The 16,840-nt window shown below is 67.7% G+C and carries 17 protein-coding genes; 2 read left to right on the top strand and 15 right to left on the bottom strand.

Annotated features, from left to right (window positions below):
- The 6 genes from ACZYZ9_RS05580 to ACZYZ9_RS05555 all read right to left on the bottom strand — a co-directional run.
- Positions 1–1,716 (bottom strand): prolipoprotein diacylglyceryl transferase (locus ACZYZ9_RS05580; RefSeq protein WP_463825214.1); only part of this gene is annotated, 1,716 nt, incomplete at its 3' end.
- Positions 1,717–1,724: 8 nt separating this feature from the next.
- Complete coding sequence (trpA, locus tag ACZYZ9_RS05575) at positions 1,725–2,537, bottom strand: tryptophan synthase subunit alpha (RefSeq protein ID WP_463825213.1); 813 nt, start codon at positions 2,535–2,537, stop codon at positions 1,725–1,727.
- On the bottom strand, positions 2,534–3,787 hold the full coding sequence (gene trpB / locus ACZYZ9_RS05570; protein ID WP_463825212.1) for a tryptophan synthase subunit beta: 1,254 nt from the start codon (positions 3,785–3,787) through the stop codon (positions 2,534–2,536). The genes trpA and trpB overlap by 4 nt, the downstream gene beginning before the upstream one ends.
- Before the next feature lie 35 nt (positions 3,788–3,822).
- A complete protein-coding gene (gene trpC / locus ACZYZ9_RS05565; RefSeq protein WP_463825211.1) occupies positions 3,823–4,641 on the bottom strand; it encodes an indole-3-glycerol phosphate synthase TrpC in 819 nt (272 codons plus the stop codon).
- A 90-nt stretch (positions 4,642–4,731) separates the two neighbouring features.
- Positions 4,732–5,385 (bottom strand): TIGR02234 family membrane protein, encoded by a 654-nt coding sequence (locus ACZYZ9_RS05560; RefSeq protein ID WP_463825210.1) that lies wholly within the window; start codon positions 5,383–5,385, stop codon positions 4,732–4,734.
- Positions 5,378–6,928 carry an anthranilate synthase component I gene (locus tag ACZYZ9_RS05555; protein WP_463825209.1) on the bottom strand — a complete coding sequence of 517 codons (1,551 nt, stop codon included), beginning with the start codon at positions 6,926–6,928 and terminating at the stop codon, positions 5,378–5,380. Before ACZYZ9_RS05555 ends, ACZYZ9_RS05560 begins: the two co-directional genes overlap by 8 nt.
- A 64-nt stretch (positions 6,929–6,992) precedes the next feature.
- Here ACZYZ9_RS05555 and ACZYZ9_RS05550 point away from each other — a divergent pair, with 64 nt between their 5' ends.
- A complete protein-coding gene (locus ACZYZ9_RS05550; protein ID WP_463825208.1) occupies positions 6,993–7,448 on the top strand; it encodes a peroxiredoxin in 456 nt (151 codons plus the stop codon).
- A gap of 9 nt (positions 7,449–7,457) precedes the next feature.
- On the opposite strand, the gene ACZYZ9_RS05545 is transcribed toward ACZYZ9_RS05550, so the two are convergent.
- Positions 7,458–8,549: a calcium:cation antiporter gene (locus ACZYZ9_RS05545; RefSeq protein WP_463825207.1), complete on the bottom strand. Its 1,092-nt coding sequence runs from the start codon at positions 8,547–8,549 to the stop codon at positions 7,458–7,460.
- Between the two features lie 332 nt (positions 8,550–8,881).
- Between ACZYZ9_RS05545 and ACZYZ9_RS05540 the strand changes: the two genes are divergently transcribed.
- Complete coding sequence (locus ACZYZ9_RS05540) at positions 8,882–10,378, top strand: serine/threonine-protein kinase (protein ID WP_463825205.1); 1,497 nt, start codon at positions 8,882–8,884, stop codon at positions 10,376–10,378.
- On the opposite strand, the gene hisI is transcribed toward ACZYZ9_RS05540, so the two are convergent.
- The 8 genes from hisI to hisD form a co-directional block, all read right to left on the bottom strand.
- Positions 10,375–10,719 (bottom strand): phosphoribosyl-AMP cyclohydrolase, encoded by a 345-nt coding sequence (hisI, locus tag ACZYZ9_RS05535; RefSeq protein ID WP_463825204.1) that lies wholly within the window; start codon positions 10,717–10,719, stop codon positions 10,375–10,377. The genes ACZYZ9_RS05540 and hisI overlap by 4 nt on opposite strands.
- Complete coding sequence (gene hisF / locus ACZYZ9_RS05530; protein ID WP_463825203.1) at positions 10,716–11,477, bottom strand: imidazole glycerol phosphate synthase subunit HisF; 762 nt, start codon at positions 11,475–11,477, stop codon at positions 10,716–10,718. Before hisF ends, hisI begins: the two co-directional genes overlap by 4 nt.
- An 83-nt stretch (positions 11,478–11,560) precedes the next feature.
- A complete protein-coding gene (locus tag ACZYZ9_RS05525) occupies positions 11,561–12,361 on the bottom strand; it encodes an inositol monophosphatase family protein (protein ID WP_463825202.1) in 801 nt (266 codons plus the stop codon).
- Positions 12,362–12,367: 6 nt separating this feature from the next.
- Positions 12,368–13,102, bottom strand: coding sequence for a bifunctional 1-(5-phosphoribosyl)-5-((5-phosphoribosylamino)methylideneamino)imidazole-4-carboxamide isomerase/phosphoribosylanthranilate isomerase PriA (gene priA / locus ACZYZ9_RS05520; protein WP_463825201.1), 735 nt, complete (start codon positions 13,100–13,102; stop codon positions 12,368–12,370).
- Entirely contained in the window at positions 13,099–13,722 is a 624-nt protein-coding gene (gene hisH, locus ACZYZ9_RS05515; RefSeq protein WP_463825200.1) for an imidazole glycerol phosphate synthase subunit HisH, read from the bottom strand. Before hisH ends, priA begins: the two co-directional genes overlap by 4 nt.
- Positions 13,719–14,339 (bottom strand): imidazoleglycerol-phosphate dehydratase HisB, encoded by a 621-nt coding sequence (gene hisB, locus ACZYZ9_RS05510; protein ID WP_463825199.1) that lies wholly within the window; start codon positions 14,337–14,339, stop codon positions 13,719–13,721. Before hisB ends, hisH begins: the two co-directional genes overlap by 4 nt.
- Positions 14,336–15,466: a histidinol-phosphate transaminase gene (locus ACZYZ9_RS05505; protein ID WP_463825198.1), complete on the bottom strand. Its 1,131-nt coding sequence runs from the start codon at positions 15,464–15,466 to the stop codon at positions 14,336–14,338. The genes hisB and ACZYZ9_RS05505 overlap by 4 nt, the downstream gene beginning before the upstream one ends.
- On the bottom strand, positions 15,463–16,779 hold the full coding sequence (hisD, locus tag ACZYZ9_RS05500) for a histidinol dehydrogenase (protein ID WP_463825456.1): 1,317 nt from the start codon (positions 16,777–16,779) through the stop codon (positions 15,463–15,465). Before hisD ends, ACZYZ9_RS05505 begins: the two co-directional genes overlap by 4 nt.
- Between the last annotated feature and the right edge of the window lie 61 nt (positions 16,780–16,840).

Genomic DNA, 16,840 nt, shown 5'->3' with positions numbered 1-16,840 from the left:
GACCGCAAGCTCAGGCGCCAACTCCTCAGCACCCACCTCAACCGACTCAGCATCAGACTCAGTGGATTCAGCGACCTCGGCCTCGGGCGCCAGTTCCTCCGCCGCGGGCTCCTCAGCAACCGCCTCCTCCGCGGCGGCGTCAACCGACTCAGCATCAGACTCAGTGGATTCAGCGACCGCAAGCTCAGGCGCCAACTCCTCAGCACCCACCTCAACCGACTCAGCATCAGACTCAGTGGATTCAGCGACCTCAGCCTCGGGCGCCAGTTCCTCAGCCGCAGGCTCCTCAGCAACCGCCTCCTCCGCGACAGCATCGGCGGACTCCGCATCAGACTCAACCTGTGGGACTAACGGGTCGGCTTCAGCGATAGCAGACTCGAGATCCTCGTCCAACGCCTCATCGGCGACAGCATCGGCGGACTCCGCATCAGACACAACCTGTGGGACTAACGGGTCGGCTTCAGCGATAGCAGACTCGAGATCCTCGTCCAACGCCTCATCCGCGACGGCATCAACCGACTCCGCATCCGACTCAGCTGATTCGTCAGCCTCGCCATCGGGTGCCCCGGCTACCGACTCATCCGCGGCGGCGTCCATCGTCTCGTCGCCAACCTCCCCCTCGGCGACCAGTGGATCGGCTTCAGCGATAGCAGACTCGAGATCCTCGTCCAGCGCCTCGTCGCCGACAGCATCGACCGACTCGGTTGCCTCAGGCTCAGCAGTCTCGACCTTCTCCGCACCAGCGCTTCCGCCCTTACCGGCCGCGCCCTTGACCATCACCACCGATCCCGTACCTACCGCCGCAAGCTCCTCGGCCGGTTCCGGTGTCGACGACTCCTCGTCGTCACCGAAGCCGCGCAGCAAGGACGGATCTTCGCGATCCTTAGGCGCCACGATCAGGTAAACCACCGCACCGATGAATACGAAAGTGGAGGTGAACGTGTTGATCCGGATGCCGGCGATCAGCGTCGCTGTGTCGTCGCGCAACAACTCCACGCCGAATCGCCCGACGCAGTACAGCGCGACGTAGCTGGCGAACAACCGCCCGTGGCTGAGCGTGAAGCGACGATCCAGGTAGAGCAGCGCAGCGAATACCAGGACGTTCCAGATCAATTCGTAGAGGAACGTGGGTTGTACGACGGCGAAAACCTCACCCGTGGAGACGCCGTCGAGAGAATGCGGGTCCTGGAACCCGGCGGGGTCCTTGCGGTAAAAAATTTCCAAACCCCACGGCAGCGTGGTCTTGCGCCCGTAGAGCTCCTGGTTGAAGTAGTTGCCGAGTCTGCCGATGGCCTGCGCCAACACAATTCCGGGCGCGACCGCGTCGAGGAAGGCCGGCAACGGAATTCCGTTGCGCCGGCACCCGAGCCAGGCACCGAACACACCGAGTGCGACCGCACCCCAGATTCCCAACCCACCGTCCCAGATACGCAGCGCCGCACTCAACCCGGCGCCGCCCGGACCCCAGTACGTCCGCCAGTCCGTCGCAAGGTGGTACAACCGTCCGCCGATCAGGCCGAAAGGCACCACCCACAAAGCGATGTCGTAAATTAGGCCGCGTTCACCGCCGCGGGCCACCCAGCGCCGGTCCCCGATCAACAGCGCCACCAAGATCCCGACGATGATGAAAAACGCGTAGGCGCGAATCGGCAACGGGCCGAGGTGCCACACCCCGCGCGGCGGGCTGGGGAAGTAGGCCAGCAGCTTCTCGGACATAGCAGTCGTCATATCCGTGCCACGCTGCGCACGCCGGCGGCGAGTTCCTCGGTCAGCCCGCGCAATGTCGGCAGACCTTCGGCCAGTGCAGAAACCAGCGCTGAACCGACGATGACGCCGTCGGCGTAGCTGCCGATCTGTGCGGCCTGCTCGCCCGAGCGCACACCCAGACCGACTCCAACCGGTATGTCCGACACCGCCTTCACCCTCCCCACCAGTTCAGGTGCGGCGTTCGATACCGCATCACGTGCGCCGGTCACGCCCATCGTCGACGCCGCGTAGACGAACCCCCGCGAGAGCTCGACGGTGTTCGCCAACCGTTCGGGCATCGACGACGGCGCGACCAGAAAGATGCGGTCCAGTCCGTGCTCGTCAGACGCCGCAAGCCAGGATTGCGCCTCGTCGGGAATCAGATCCGGGGTGATCAGGCCATGGCCGCCGGCTGCCGCCAGGTCTCGCGCAAACGCGTCAACGCCGTAGCGCAACACCGGATTCCAGTAGGTCATCACCACCGCGTGACCGCCCGCTCCGCTGATCGCCTCGACTGCGGCCAACGTGTCCCTGATCCGCACTCCCCCGCTGAGCGCCACCTCGGTAGCCCGCTGGATGGTGGGCCCGTCCATCCCCGGATCCGAATAGGGCACCCCGACTTCGATGATGTCGCAACCGGATTCGACCAACGCGGTCATGGCCCGCACCGACGTCGGCACGTCGGGATAGCCGGTGGGCAGGTAGCCGATCAGCGCCGCCCGGGCGTCCGCGCGGCACGCCTCGAACAGCGGACCCAGTCTGCTTGCTTCGCTCTGTTCCACCGTCATCACGTGTCCAGTAGGCCGAACCACTTCGCGGCGGTCTCCACGTCCTTGTCGCCACGACCGGACAGGTTGACCACTATGACCGCGCCCCTTCCCAATTCGGCACCCAGCTTGAGGGCACCAGCTACCGCGTGCGCGGATTCGATGGCCGGGATGATGCCTTCGGTGCGGCACAACAGGCCGAACGCCTCCATGGCCTCGGTGTCGGTGATCGGGTCGTAGCGCACACGGCCGATCTCCTTGAGCCATGCATGTTCCGGGCCGACGCCCGGGTAGTCCAATCCTGCTGAGATGGAGTGCGATTCGATGGTTTGGCCGTCCTCGTCCTGCAGCAGATACGAGTAGGAGCCCTGGAACGCGCCGGGTGAACCGCCCGTGAATGTCGCCGCGTGCCGTCCGGTCTCCACGCCGTCACCGGCCGCTTCGTATCCCACCAGCTGCACGCCCGGATCGTCGAGGAAAGCGTGGAAAATGCCGATCGCATTGGATCCCCCGCCGACGCAGGCCACCACGGCATCGGGCAGCCTGCCGATCTGCTGCTGGATCTGGACGCGCGCCTCCAACCCGATGATGCGCTGGAAATCGCGCACCATGGTGGGGAACGGGTGCGGTCCAGCGGCGGTGCCGAAGCAGTAATAAGTGTTGTCGGCGTTGGTCACCCAGTCCCGGAACGCTTCGTTGATGGCGTCCTTGAGGGTTCGCGATCCGGTCTCCACCGAGACCACCTGCGCACCGAGCAGTCGCATCCGTGCCACGTTGAGCGCCTGGCGCGCGGTGTCGACCGCGCCCATGTAGATGATGCAATCCAGGCCCAGCAACGCGCACGCGGTGGCGGTGGCCACACCATGCTGGCCGGCGCCGGTCTCGGCGATCACCCGGGTCTTACCCATCCTGCGCGCCAACAGCGCCTGACCCAGGACATTGTTGATCTTATGAGAACCGGTGTGGTTCAGGTCTTCTCGCTTCAGGAAGATTCGGGCGAACCCGGCGTGCTCGCCGAGTCGGGCCGTCTCATACAGCGGCGACGGGCGACCCGCATAGTGCGCCTGCAGTTTGTCCAGCGTGTCCAGGAAATCCTGGTCCACGCGCTCCTTTTCGTAAGCGACCGTGACCTCTTCGATGACGGCCATCAACGCTTCGGGCACGTAGCGGCCACCGTATACGCCGAAATGCCCACCCTGATCAGGGTCGTGATGGGTGCGTTCGACGACGGCCGCACTGGTGCGCGGAATATCCGGGTTGGACAAATCTGCCATCACAAAGACTCAGTGCGCCCGCGGCACATCAACGGCTAGCGAGACGGTTTCGGACAGGACGGATGGGTACCCGCGGTCACCAGGTCGGCGACCGCCGCGCGCGGGTCACCACTCTTGACCAAGCCCTCGCCGACCAGGACGGCGTCGGCGCCCGCTCCGGCGTATGCAAGCAGGTCACCGGTATGACGCACACCGGATTCGGCGATCCTGATCACGTTGCTGGGCAACCCTGGGGCGATGCGCGCGAAGCAGTCCCGGTCGACCTCCAAGGTCGCCAGATCCCTGGCGTTGACGCCGATTACGTTGGCCCCGGCCTTCAATGCGCGGTCAGCCTCTTCTTCGGTGTGCACCTCGACGAGCGCGGTCATGCCGAGCGACTCGGTGCGGTCGAGCATGGACACCAGCGCGGACTGGTCCAGTGCGGCGACGATCAGCAACAACATGTCGGCACCGTGCGCGCGCGCCTCGTGGATCTGATAGGGCTGCACCACAAAGTCTTTGCGCAACACCGGAATCGACACCGCGGCACGCACCGCGTCCAGGTCGTCGAGGGAGCCGTTGAAGCGTCGTTCCTCGGTCAGCACGCTGATGATCCGCGCGCCGCCGTCCTCGTAGGCGCGGGCCAGCTTGGCCGGATCGGCGATGGGCGCCAACGCCCCCTTCGACGGGCTGGCGCGCTTGACTTCGGCGATGACTCCGATGCCCGGTTCGCGAAGTGCGGCCATCACATCAAGTGGTTTCGGCGCGGCGGCGGCGGCGGCCTTGATCTCGGAGAGACTCACCCGGGCTTCGCGCGCGGCAACGTCGGCCCGGACTCCCTCGAGGATGGAGTCAAGCACGGATGCCGGACTCATGCCTGCCGTGTTCCTTTCCCCGTGACCCAACGCTCGCCAGCACGTTTCGCCGACGTGCACAAAGGGTAGCGACCGTCGGGACAGGGTCCGTCACCGCCCCTCGGTGTCCGGCCCGTCGGGCCGATCGGTGGGGTCCTGACCTTCGTCGAGGGCGTCCCAGATCATGCGTTCCGACAGCGGCGTCTCATCGGGCTGCGCGGCGTCGCGCCGCGCGATCGACCGACGGGCGCCGGGCGCCAGATATTTTGTGCCGCCTGCGGGCGTCGGGCCGGCGGTCTTGGCCGCGCGCAGATACAACGCGGCCGCAATCAGCGTGCACACCGCGGTCAGAACCGTGATCACCGCACCGGTGTAGTGACGCGAGCTGCCCACCAGGGTGACCACCGGTACGTGCGCGAGATCCGCGGCGCGCGCCGCCACATCCGGAACCGCCCACAAGCTGACGCCGAGATAGCCGATGGCAAAGCTGGATATCGCCAGCAGCGCCGCCAGCGCCCGCAGCTGCCAGCCCCGTACCGCCAGTGCCGCGGCCGCGGCGGCCAGGTTGACGATCGCCAACGGCAGCAGCGCGGTCGACCAGGTAGCGCCGGTCAGCGCGACGTCGCGGGGCTGTCCCAGCCCGTCGAATGAACGGATGACCACCCACGTCAGCCGAGACGCCGCCCACAGCGCTGCGGCGGCGACCACCAGCAGCAGTTGGGCGATCCCAGTCGTCAACCGGGCGCGGCGGGCGGTCTCAGTCACTGCTACCCGGGTCGGGCGTCGTGTCGGGGACGGTCAGCGTCCCGGCGGCTGCGATGGCGTTGAGCACCGCCCGGGCCTTGTTCCTGGCCTCGTTGTATTCGTACTCGCCGTTGGAGTCGGCCACCACGCCGCCACCGGCCTGCACGTATGCCGTCCGGTGCCGCATCAGCGCGGTGCGGATGGCAATCGCGAAGTCGGCGTTGCCGGCGAAGTCGAGGTACCCCACCACGCCGCCGTACAGGCCGCGGCGGGTCTTTTCGACTTCCTCGATCAGCTCCATCGCCCGCACCTTCGGCGCGCCCGAAAGGGTGCCGGCCGGGAAACACGCCGTCACCGCGTCGAGCGCGGTCCGACCCTCAGCCAGCTGCCCGGTCACCGTCGACACCAAATGCATCACGTGGCTGTAGCGCTCGATGTGGCTGTAGTCCTCGACCCGCACGGTGCCCGGGGTGCAGACCCGGCCCAGGTCGTTGCGGCCCAAGTCGACCAGCATCAGGTGTTCGGCGAGTTCCTTGTCGTCGGCCAGCAGTTCCTTTTCCAGCAGGACGTCTTCCTCGTCGGTCTGTCCGCGCCACCGGGTGCCGGCAATCGGATGTGTCGTGGCACGGCCGTCCTGCACGGTGACCAATGCCTCCGGGCTCGATCCGACGATCGAAAGATCCACTGCCCCTTCACTATTGGGGACCTGTAACAGATACATGTAGGGGCTGGGGTTGGTGACCCGCAGCATGCGGTACACGTCGATCGGGTCGACGTCGGTGTCGACCTCGAAGCGCTGCGAGGGCACCACCTGGAACGCTTCCCCGGCGGCAATCTGCTCCACCAGGTGCTCGACGATCGCGCTGTACTCCTCGACCGTGCGCTGGGCGCGGTACCGCGGTTCGGGCTTGCTGAAAGTGGACACCGTCGAGGGCAACGGCTGACCCAGGGCCGCGGTCATCACGTCCAGCCGCGCCACCGCGTCGTCGTAGGCCTCGTCCACCCGCTCGTCGGTGGCGTTCCAGTTGACCGCATTGGCGATCAGGGTGATGGTGCCTTCGTGGTGGTCGACGGCGGCGACGTCGGTAGCCAGCAGCAGCAGCATGTCCGGCAGCCCCAGGTCGTCGACGGCCAGCTCCGGCAGGCGCTCCAGCCGGCGCACCATGTCGTAGGCGAAGAAGCCGACCATGCCGCCCGACAGCGGCGGCAAACCCGGCAGAGCGGCGGTGGCCAACACCTCCAGCGTGGCGCGCAGCGCATCCAGCGGGTCGCCCCCGGTGGGCGCGTCCTTGGGTGCGGCGCCCAGCCAGACCGCGTGCCCGTCTCGCACCGTCAACGCCGTGGGCGCGCCGGCACCGATGAACGACCAGCGCGACCACGACCGACCGTTCTCAGCGGATTCGAGCAGGAAGGTCCCGGGCCGGTTGGCGGCGAGTTTGCGGTACGCCGAGAGCGGAGTTTCGCTGTCGGCCAAGACTTTGCGAGTCACCGGAACCACCCGGTGCTCTGCCGCCAGCACGCGGAAGTCCTCCCGAGTGGTGGTGGCTGCGAGGTTGGCGTGCACCGAACCATCCAATCAGATGAGGTGGCTCAGACCCCGGGCCGACGGCCCGCGTAGCGTGACGGTCATGAAAATTGGTGACACCGTGGCCGACTTCGAGCTGCCCGATCAGACGGGTACGCCGCGCAAGCTCAGCGAGCTGCTCGCCGACGGGCCGGTGGTGCTGTTCTTCTATCCGGCGGCCATGACGCCGGGGTGCACGAAGGAGGCCTGCCATTTCCGTGACCTGGCCGCCGAGTTCGCCGCACTCGGCGCCAACCGCGTCGGCATCAGCACCGACGAGGTGCAGAAGCAGGCCAAGTTCGCTGATTCCCAGCGGTTCGACTACCCGCTGCTGTCGGACGCCGACGGCGCCGTGGCCACCCAGTTCGGCGTCAAGCGGGGCCTGCTAGGCAAGCTGATGCCGGTCAAGCGCACCACCTTCGTCATCGACACCGACCGCACCGTGCTCAACGTGATCGCCAGTGAGATCAGCATGGACAGTCACGCCGACAAAGCGCTGCAGACGCTGCGCGGCCGCTGACGCCTGCCGCTACGGGCTCATCGCGAGGAAGAAGCACGCGGCCAGCAGCACCAGATGCACCTCGGCCTGCAACCGCGTCGCCCGGCCGGGAACCACCGTCAGCACGCTCACCACGACGGTCAGCGCCAGCAACACCAGCTGGGTGGCGCCCAGTCCCAGCACCAGCGGCCCACGGATCCAGATCGATGCCAGCGCGATGGCCGGGATGGTGAGCCCGATGCTGGCGATCGCCGACCCGTAGGCCAGGTTCAGGCTGATTTGCAGCCGGCCCTGCGCCGCCGCACGCACCGCGGCGAGGGTTTCCGGCAGCAGTACCAGCGTGGCGATCACCACGCCGACGAAGGAATGCGGAAAACCCGCCGATGCCACCATCCGCTCGATGATGGGCGACTCCACCTTTGCCAGGCCCACCACCGCTACCAGCGCCACCAGCAGCAGGCCCAGACTGGCCAGCGCCGCCTTGGTGCTCGGCGGATCGGCGTGCTCGTTGTGGTCGTCACGCTCGTCGGCACCCTGCTGGCGCACCGGCAGGAAGAAGTCGCGGTGCCGCACGGTCTGGGTGAAAACGAACATCAGATACAGCGCCAGTGACGCGACCGCGGCGAAGGCGAGTTGGCCGGCGGAGAACTGCGGGCCGGGATGACTGGTGGTGAACGTGGGCAGCACCAGACCGAGCGTTGCCAGTGTCGCGATGGTGGCCAGCGCCGAACCGCTGCCCTCGGCGTTGAACGTCGTCACGCCGTAGCGTCGGGAGCCGACCAGTAACGACAAGCCGGCGATGCCATTGGTGGTGATCATCACCGCCGCGAAGACGGTGTCGCGGGCCAGCGTCTCCGCTTTGTCCCCACCCGAGGCCATCAGCGTGACGATCAGCGCCACCTCGATGACGGTCACCGCGACCGCGAGCACCAGCGACCCCAGCGGCTCACCGACCCGGTGCGCGACGACCTCGGCGTGGTGGACGGCGGTCAGTACAGCACCGCCGAGCAACACGGCCTCCACCGCGCCCAGCAGCGGCCCAATATCCTCACCCCAGGTGAGGGCCAGCGAGATGACGGCGATCAGCGGCGTCAGCACGTTCCAGGACACCAATCTGCGCATCTACCATCCTCTCGTCAGTGCAATCAAAGTGCTTGCTGCAGAACGTCATCAGCCCTGAGACCGCCGGGTGGACCCACTCACGTCACGGAATCACGTTGGGGCGCACTGCGCATCAGCGCAACACCGTCCGCCTCGTTCGAATCACTGACGAACAGAACAGATTTCACCCCATGAAAGGCATGTCACCGCCCCATCGACGCGCGCATCGGTGCAACTCACGGCGCCCCCGATCCTACCAGCGGAGCTGCGACGATCTTCCGCGCGCCGAAACGGGGCACACCGCTGCGGGCATTGCCCGGCGAACGGGCCGGGTCGCTCAGTAGCATGCTCACATGCCGACAAGCGACGGTCCCGGCGAGGGCTTGACAGCGGGTGAGCTGTTCGCCGGATACACCATCGTGCGACGGCTGGGCGCCGGCGGCATGGGCCAGGTCTACCTGGCTCAACACCCCCGCTTGCCGCGACGTGACGCGCTGAAGATCCTGCCCGCCGAGCTGACCTCGAATTCGGAGTACCGCCAGCGTTTCAACCGCGAGGCCGAGTTGGCAGCCAGCCTCTACAACCAGCACATCGTCGGCATCCACGATCGCGGCGAATACCAGGGGCAGCTGTGGCTCTCGATGGACTATGTGGAGGGCACCGACGCCGCGCGACTGCTGCACGAGCACTACCCCAACGGGATGCCGCTGCCGGAGGTGGTGCAGATCATCTCGGCCGTGGCCGACGCGCTCGACTACGCGCATTCCCGCGGCTTGCTGCACCGCGACGTTAAACCCGCCAACATCCTGCTCGGTGACGCCCAACCACGACGACGGATCGTGCTCGCCGATTTCGGTATCGCCCGCGAGCTCGGCGCGAGCAGCAATCTGACCGCCACCAATATCACGATGGGCACCACTGCCTACTGTTCGCCGGAGCAGCTGCAGGGTCTGGACCTCGACGGGCGCGTCGACCAGTACGCGCTGGGGTGCACCGCATACCAGCTGCTCACCGGTGTTGCACCGTTCGACCACACCAGTTCGGCGGTGATCATCAGCCAGCATCTGTCCGCGCCGCCGCCGTTGCTCGGTGCGCGACGGCCCGACCTCGCCTACCTCGACGGCGTCATCGTCAGGGCGATGGCCAAGGACCCGGCGGCACGCTTTGCCTCGTGCACGGAGTTCGCGGCCGCACTCGGCGCCCCGCCCGGCCTGGTGCCGGTGCCTCCGATGGCGATGAACCCGCCGGTGCCGATGATGCCCCCGCCCCCGCGCGGCGGCGGGCACGCGACGTTGATCGTGACGCTGGCGGCCATCACCCTGGTCGGCATTGCGGTGATCCTCGGTGTGTTCGTGATGACCGAGAAGCCCGGCAGCCGCGGGGCCGATGCGTCCAGTCAGACCAGCGTGACCTCGCGACCACCGGCCCCGCCCGGCAGTCCGGTACCAACGGCGGCCAAACAGGTGCCGCATCTGACCGGCCAGGTCACCGACGAGAACCACGTCTTGAACAAGAGCGAGCATTTCTCGGTGGAGGTCGCCCTCGACCAGCTCCACGCCCAGCGCGGCACCATGCTCTATGTGGTGTACGTCAGCAACTTCGGTGGTGTTGCCCCGGATGAGTGGGCGGCACGGATCATGCGCAGCAACAACTTCCAGGACCATGACGCCATCCTCGCCATCGCCACCGAATCGGCGAGTTTCGCCTTCCAGGTCCCACCGGCGGTCAGCAAAGGCGCCATCAATGTTGACGAGATTCGTCAGGAGCGCATCAAACCCGCGGTGGCGCAAGGCAAGTGGGCCAAGGCTGCACTCGAGGCCACCGCGGGCCTGAACGTCGGCTCCCGCTAATCGGATTCCAGCAGCACTTCGGCGTCGAAACAGGTGTGGTCACCGGTGTGGCACGCGCCGCCCACCTGGTCCACGGTCAACAGCACGGTGTCACCGTCGCAGTCCAAACGCACCGAGTGCACATGCTGGGTGTGCCCCGATGTCGCGCCCTTGATCCACTGCTCACCGCGCGATCGCGAAAAATAGGTGGCCTCACGGGTTTTCAGAGTTCGGGCCAGCGCGTCGTCGTCCATCCAGGCGACCATCAACACATCGCCGGTGCCGCGTTCCTGCACCACTGCGGCGATCAGTCCGTCGGCGTTGCGCTTGAGCCGCGCGGCGATTCGTGGGTCCAGGGTCATCGCACCGTGATCTCCCGCTCGGCCATCGCGGCCTTCACCTGGCCGATGGTCAACTCCCGGAAGTGAAAGACGCTGGCCGCCAACACCGCATCGGCACCTGCGGCGACCGCGGGTGCAAAGTGGTCTGCTGCTCCGGCGCCGCCGCTGGCGATCACCGGCACGGTGACCGCGGCGCGCACCGCGCGCAGCATGGGCAGGTCGAATCCGGCTTTGGTGCCGTCGGCGTCCATCGAGTTCAACAGGATCTCGCCCACACCCAACTCCGCACCGCGGGTCGCCCACTCCACGGCATCGATGCCGGTGCCGCGGCGCCCGCCATGCGTGGTGACCTCCCAACCCGACGGCGTAGGTGCCGATCCGGCCGGCACCGTGCGCGCGTCGACGGACAACACGATGCACTGCGAGCCGAACTGTCTCGACATTTCAGCCAGCAGGTCGGGCCGGGCGATGGCGGCGGTGTTGACTGACACCTTGTCGGCACCCGCGCGCAACAACATGTCGACGTCGGCCACCGCGCGCACGCCGCCGCCCACCGTCAGCGGGATGAACACCTGCTCGGCGGTGCGGCGCACCACGTCGAGCATCGTGGCCCGTCCCGACGAGGAAGCGGTCACGTCGAGGAAAGTCAGTTCGTCGGCGCCCTCGGCGTCGTAGGCGGCCGCCAGTTCGACGGGATCACCTGCATCCCTGAGGTTCTCGAAGTTGACGCCTTTGACGACACGACCGTCGTCGACGTCCAGGCACGGGATTACCCGCACCGCAAGGCCACCTGTCCCCTCGCGAGCAGACGCAAAAGCTCCATTTTCATCGGCGTGTCGGGGACTTTTGTGTCTGCTCGGCATCAGAAGTCCTCCGGTTCGCCGGTGCCGCGCAGGGTCTCCAGCATCTCCCCGTGCACACCCGGTGCGGCGGCCAGGGCGGACCGCGACGACGGGGTCCACGGTTGGCCGGCCAGGTCGGTGACGACACCGCCCGCGGCCCGCACCAGCGCGACGCCCGCCGCGTGATCCCACACATGGCTTCCGAAACTTATTGCCCCGCCGAGTATTCCGTCGGCGACGTAGGCGAGGTCGAGCCCGGTGGAGCCGTGCATACGCAACCGGGAGGACACCCGGCTGAGGTTCTCCAGCACGGTCAGACGGTACTGGCCGGGGAACCGGCCGCGCGAGTCGGCGCTGAAGGATCCCGCGGCAACCAGCGCGTCGCCCAGTTCGGAGTGCGCCAGCGGGGGCCGCGGCACTCCGTTTCGCAACAGCGGACCGCCCGCCACCGCGGTATACCGCTGGCCGGTGAACGGCAACCAGGTCAGCCCCGCCACCGGCTCACCCTCGCGCAGCAGCCCCAGCAGAATCCCCGCCAGCGGCGACCCCGCGGCGTAGTTGAACGTCCCGTCTATCGGGTCCAGCACCCACACCCACGGCGAGTCGAAGTCCGCGCCGCCGAACTCCTCGCCGTGCACCTCGATCCCGGTGGCCGCGACCAGCGCGTCGACCACCTGCCGTTCGATCGCCAGATCCACCTCGGTGGCGAAGTCATTGCCCTTCTTGGCGACTGCCGAATCGGCACGGTGGCCGGCCAGGAACGGTTCGACCGCGTCGTCGAGGATGGCCGACGCTTGAACCACCAACGCGTCCAGATCCATTGCGAGTCAATCCTTTACCGCGGCCAGCGCCTGTGGCAGCGTGAAACGACCGGCATAGAGCGCTTTGCCCACGATGGCGCCCTCGACGCCCCGATCGGTCAGGGTCGCGATGGCACGCAGGTCATCCAGGCTGGACACCCCGCCGGAGGCGATCACCGGCGCGTCGGTGCGCTCGGCGACCCGGGCCAGCAACTCCAGGTTCGGCCCGCCCAGCGTTCCGTCTTTGGTGACATCGGTGACCACGTAGCGCGAGCATCCTTCGCTGTCCAGGCGGTCCAGCACCTCCCACAGGTCGCCACCGTCGGTCTCCCAACCGCGTCCGCGTAACCGGTGCTCGCCCTCCACAATCTGAACATCCAGGCCCACGGCGACCTTCTCGCCGTGCTCGGCGATCGCCCGCGCACACCACTGCGGGTTCTCCAGCGCCGCGGTGCCCAGGTTGACCCGCGCGCAACCGGTCGCCAGCGCCGCCGCCAGCGAGTCGTCGTCGCGGATACCACCGGAAAGCTCCACCTGCACATCGAGTTTGCCCACCACGTCGGCGAGCAACTCCCGGTTGGAGCCGCGACCGAACGCGGCGTCGAGGTCGACCAGATGTATCCAGTCGGTGCCGTCGCGCTGCCAGCCCAGCGCGGCATCCAGCGCGGAGCCGTATTCGGTTTCACTGCCGGCTTTGCCCTGGACCAGGCGCACGGCTCGGCCCTCGACCACGTCGACGGCGGGCAACAGGATCAGCGTCATCGCGACAGCCCCTTGACCCAGTTACCCAGCACGGCCGCGCCGGCATCGCCGCTCTTCTCCGGGTGGAACTGGGTCGCCGACAACGGCCCGTCCTCGACCGCGGCTAGAAAAGGCACCTGATGTGTCGCCCAGGTCAACATCGCTGCGGGTGATCCTTCCCACCGCTGTGCGGCGTAGGAGTGTACGAAATAGAACCGGGTGTCTTCGGCCAGACCGTTGAAGAGCGTGCTGCCGGGCGCGGCCTGCACGACGTTCCAGCCCATGTGGGGGATCACCGGGGCGTCCAGCCGGGTCACCGCGCCGGGCCACTGCCCGCAACCCGTGGTCTCCACGCCGAACTCGACGCCGCGGGCGAACAGGATCTGCATGCCCACGCAGATACCCAGCACCGGGCGTCCGGCCGCGACCCGCTCGGCGATGATGCGTTCCCCGTCGACTTTGCGCAGCCCCGCCATGCAGGCTTCGAATGCCCCGACGCCGGGCACTACCAGTCCGTCGGCGGCCAGCGCTTCCTCGGCGTCGGCGGTCACCTCGACCCGGGCGCCGGTGCGCTCCAGCGCCCGCTGAGCCGACCGGAGGTTGCCCGAACCGTAGTCGAGAACAACGACTTGCGCTGTCACAGAACACCTTTGGTAGATGGCACGCCCGAAACCCGGGAGTCGAACTCGACGGCGTGACGCAGCGCGCGGGCCACCGCCTTGTATTCGGCCTCGGTGATGTGATGCGGGTCGCGACCGTAGAGCACCCGCACGTGCAGCGCGATGCGGGCGTTCATGGCCAGCGATTCGAACACGTGCCGGTTGATGACGGTGTGGTACGGCACCGCATTGCCGGCAATCGTGAAGTGCTGCAGATGATCCGGCTCACCGGTGTGTACGCAGTACGGGCGGCCCGACACGTCGACAGCCGCGTGCGCCAGCGTCTCGTCCATCGGGATGAACGCATCACCGAACCGGCGGATGCCCTTCTTGTCGCCCAACGCCTCCCCCAGCGCCTGGCCCAGGGCGATCGCGGTGTCCTCGACCGTGTGGTGCGCCTCGATCTCGACGTCACCCTTGGTGCGCACGGTCAGGTCGAAGCTGGCGTGGCTGCCCAGTGCGGTCAGCATATGGTCGAAGTACGGGACGCCGGTGTCGATGTCGACCTGGCCGGTGCCGTCTAGGTCGAGCTCGATGACGATGTCGGACTCTTTGGTGCGGCGTTCGATACGCGCGCGCCGAGGTTCGTGGACTGTCACGATGCTCCTATACAAGGCTGCGGGGCCGGGGCCAGTTCGGTGGCGGCGATCCGGGCGCTCGCCGCCAGGAAGGCGTCGTTCTCGTGGGCCAGCCCCGTGGTGGCGCGCAGATAACCCGGGATGCCGACGTCGCGGATCAGCACGCCGGAATCCAGGTAATGCTGCCACGCGGCCGGCGCGTCGGCGAATTCACCGAACAGCACGAAATTGGCGTCACTGGGGATCACCCGAAAACCAATGCCGGCCAACGCGGTCGACACCCGCTCGCGTTCGGCGATCAGGGCGGCGACGCTGCCCAGGGTGTCATCGGCGTGCCGCAGGGCGGCCCGCGCGGCGGCCTGGGTGACCGAGGACAGGTGATACGGCAGGCGCACCAGCAGCATGGCCTCGACCAGGGCGGGTGTGGCCACCAGGTAACCCAGCCGGCCGCCGGCGAAGGCGAATGCCTTGCTCATGGTGCGGGTGACGACGAGTTTGGTCGGGTACTGCTCGACCAGCGTCACCGCGCTGGGCTGCGCGGAGAACTCGCCATAGGCTTCGTCGACGATCAGGATCCCGGGCACCGCATCGAGCAGCCGGCGCAGTTGCGGCAGTGTGATGCTCTGTCCGGACGGATTATTGGGGCTGGCGATGAACACCACATCGGGTCGGCGGTCGGTGACCGCGGCGACGGCGGCTTCGATATCGAGGCTGAAGTCGTCGGCGCGGGCGGTTTCCAGCCATTCGGTGCGGGTGGCGTCGGAGATGATGGGATGCATCGAGTACGACGGCACGAATCCGATCGCGCTGCGCCCGGGGCCGCCGAAGGCCTGCAGCAGCTGCTGCAGGATCTCGTTGGATCCGTTTGCCGCCCAGACGCTTTCGGGGCCGACCGGAATACCGACCTGGGCGCTGAGGTAGGCGGCCAAATCGGTGCGCAGCGCCACCGCGTCGCGGTCGGGATACCGGTGCAGATCGGCGGCCGCTGCACGCACCGATGCTACGACGTCATCGACCAGCGCCCGGGTGGGGGGGTGCGGGTTCTCGTTGGTATTCAGCCGTACCGGTACCTCCAATTGCGGTGCGCCGTAGGGAATTTTGCCGCGCAGGTCAGCGCGCAGCGGCAAGTCGTCCAGGGTCGGCTTCATGACTCGAACCGTCGCCGGACGGCCTCGCCGTGGGCGGGCAGATCCTCGGCCTGGGCCAGCGCGACCACGTGCCCGGCAACATCCTTCAGAGCTGATTCGGTGTAGTCGACGACGTGAATGCCGCGCAGGAAGGTCTGCACCGACAGGCCGCTGGAGTGCCGTGCCGAACCCGCGGTGGGCAGCACGTGATTGGACCCCGCGCAGTAGTCACCGAGACTGACCGGGGCATAAGGCCCGACGAAAATCGCTCCGGCGGAACGGATTCGGCTTGCCACTGCCGTTGCGTCGGCGGTCTGGATCTCCAAATGCTCGGCGGCGTAGGCATTCACGACCTGGACGGCGGCGTCGAGGTCGTCGGTCAGGATGATCTTCGACTGCGGCCCGGACAGCGCCGCCTCGACGCGTTGCCGGTGCACGGTGGTCTGCAGCTGGTTGGCCAGTGCGGCGTCGGTGGCGTCGGCCAGTTCGACGCTGGGCGTGACCAGCACGCCGGCGGCCATCTCGTCGTGTTCGGCCTGGCTGATCAGATCGGCGGCGACGTGCACCGGGTTGGCCGTCTGGTCGGCCAGGATCGCGATTTCGGTGGGCCCGGCCTCGGCGTCGATTCCGACCAGGGACCGGCACAACCGTTTGGCGGCGGTGACATAGATGTTCCCGGGACCGGTGATCATGTCGACCGGAACGAGCTCCGGTCCACCCGTGTCGAGGCCGCCGTACGCCAGCAACGCCACGGCCTGCGCCCCGCCGACCGCCCACACCTCTTCGACACCCAGCAGCCCGGCCGCAGCCAGGATGGTCGGGTGGGGCAGCCCGCCGAACTCCGCCTGGGGCGGGCTGGCGATCACCAGCGAGTCGACCCCGGCCGCCTGCGCCGGCACCACGTTCATCACCACGCTGGACGGGTAGACCGCGTTTCCGCCGGGCACGTACAAGCCGACCCGCTCCACAGGGACCCAGCGTTCGGTGACCGTCGCGCCCGGACCCAGTGTGGTGGTGGTGTCGGTGCGGCGCTGGTCGGCGTGCACGGCACGCGCCCGCTCGATCATCACCTGCAACGCGTCGCGCACATCGTCGTCGAGTCCGACGATCGCGGCTTCCAGCGCACCTTCGGGTACCCGGACCGCCGCAGGTCGCACGCCGTCGAACTGCTCGGCGTACTCCAGGGCCGCCTCGACACCACGCTCAGCGACCGCCTGCACGATCGGGCGCACCCGGTCCAGCACCGACTCGACGTCCACCCCGGCGCGCGGCAGCTCGGCCCGCAGCCGCGCGGCCGTCAGCTCCACACCCCGCAGATCGATACGGGACAGCAGCGCAGGCTCGCCGGTCGGTGTAGTTGTCACGCCCACCATTGTCCCAGAGCAGCTCACATCG

The organism is Mycobacterium sp. IDUB_28 (assembly GCF_055419285.1).
Note: the sequence above shows the minus strand (reverse complement) of the source record. Positions and strands in the feature narration are given on the sequence as shown.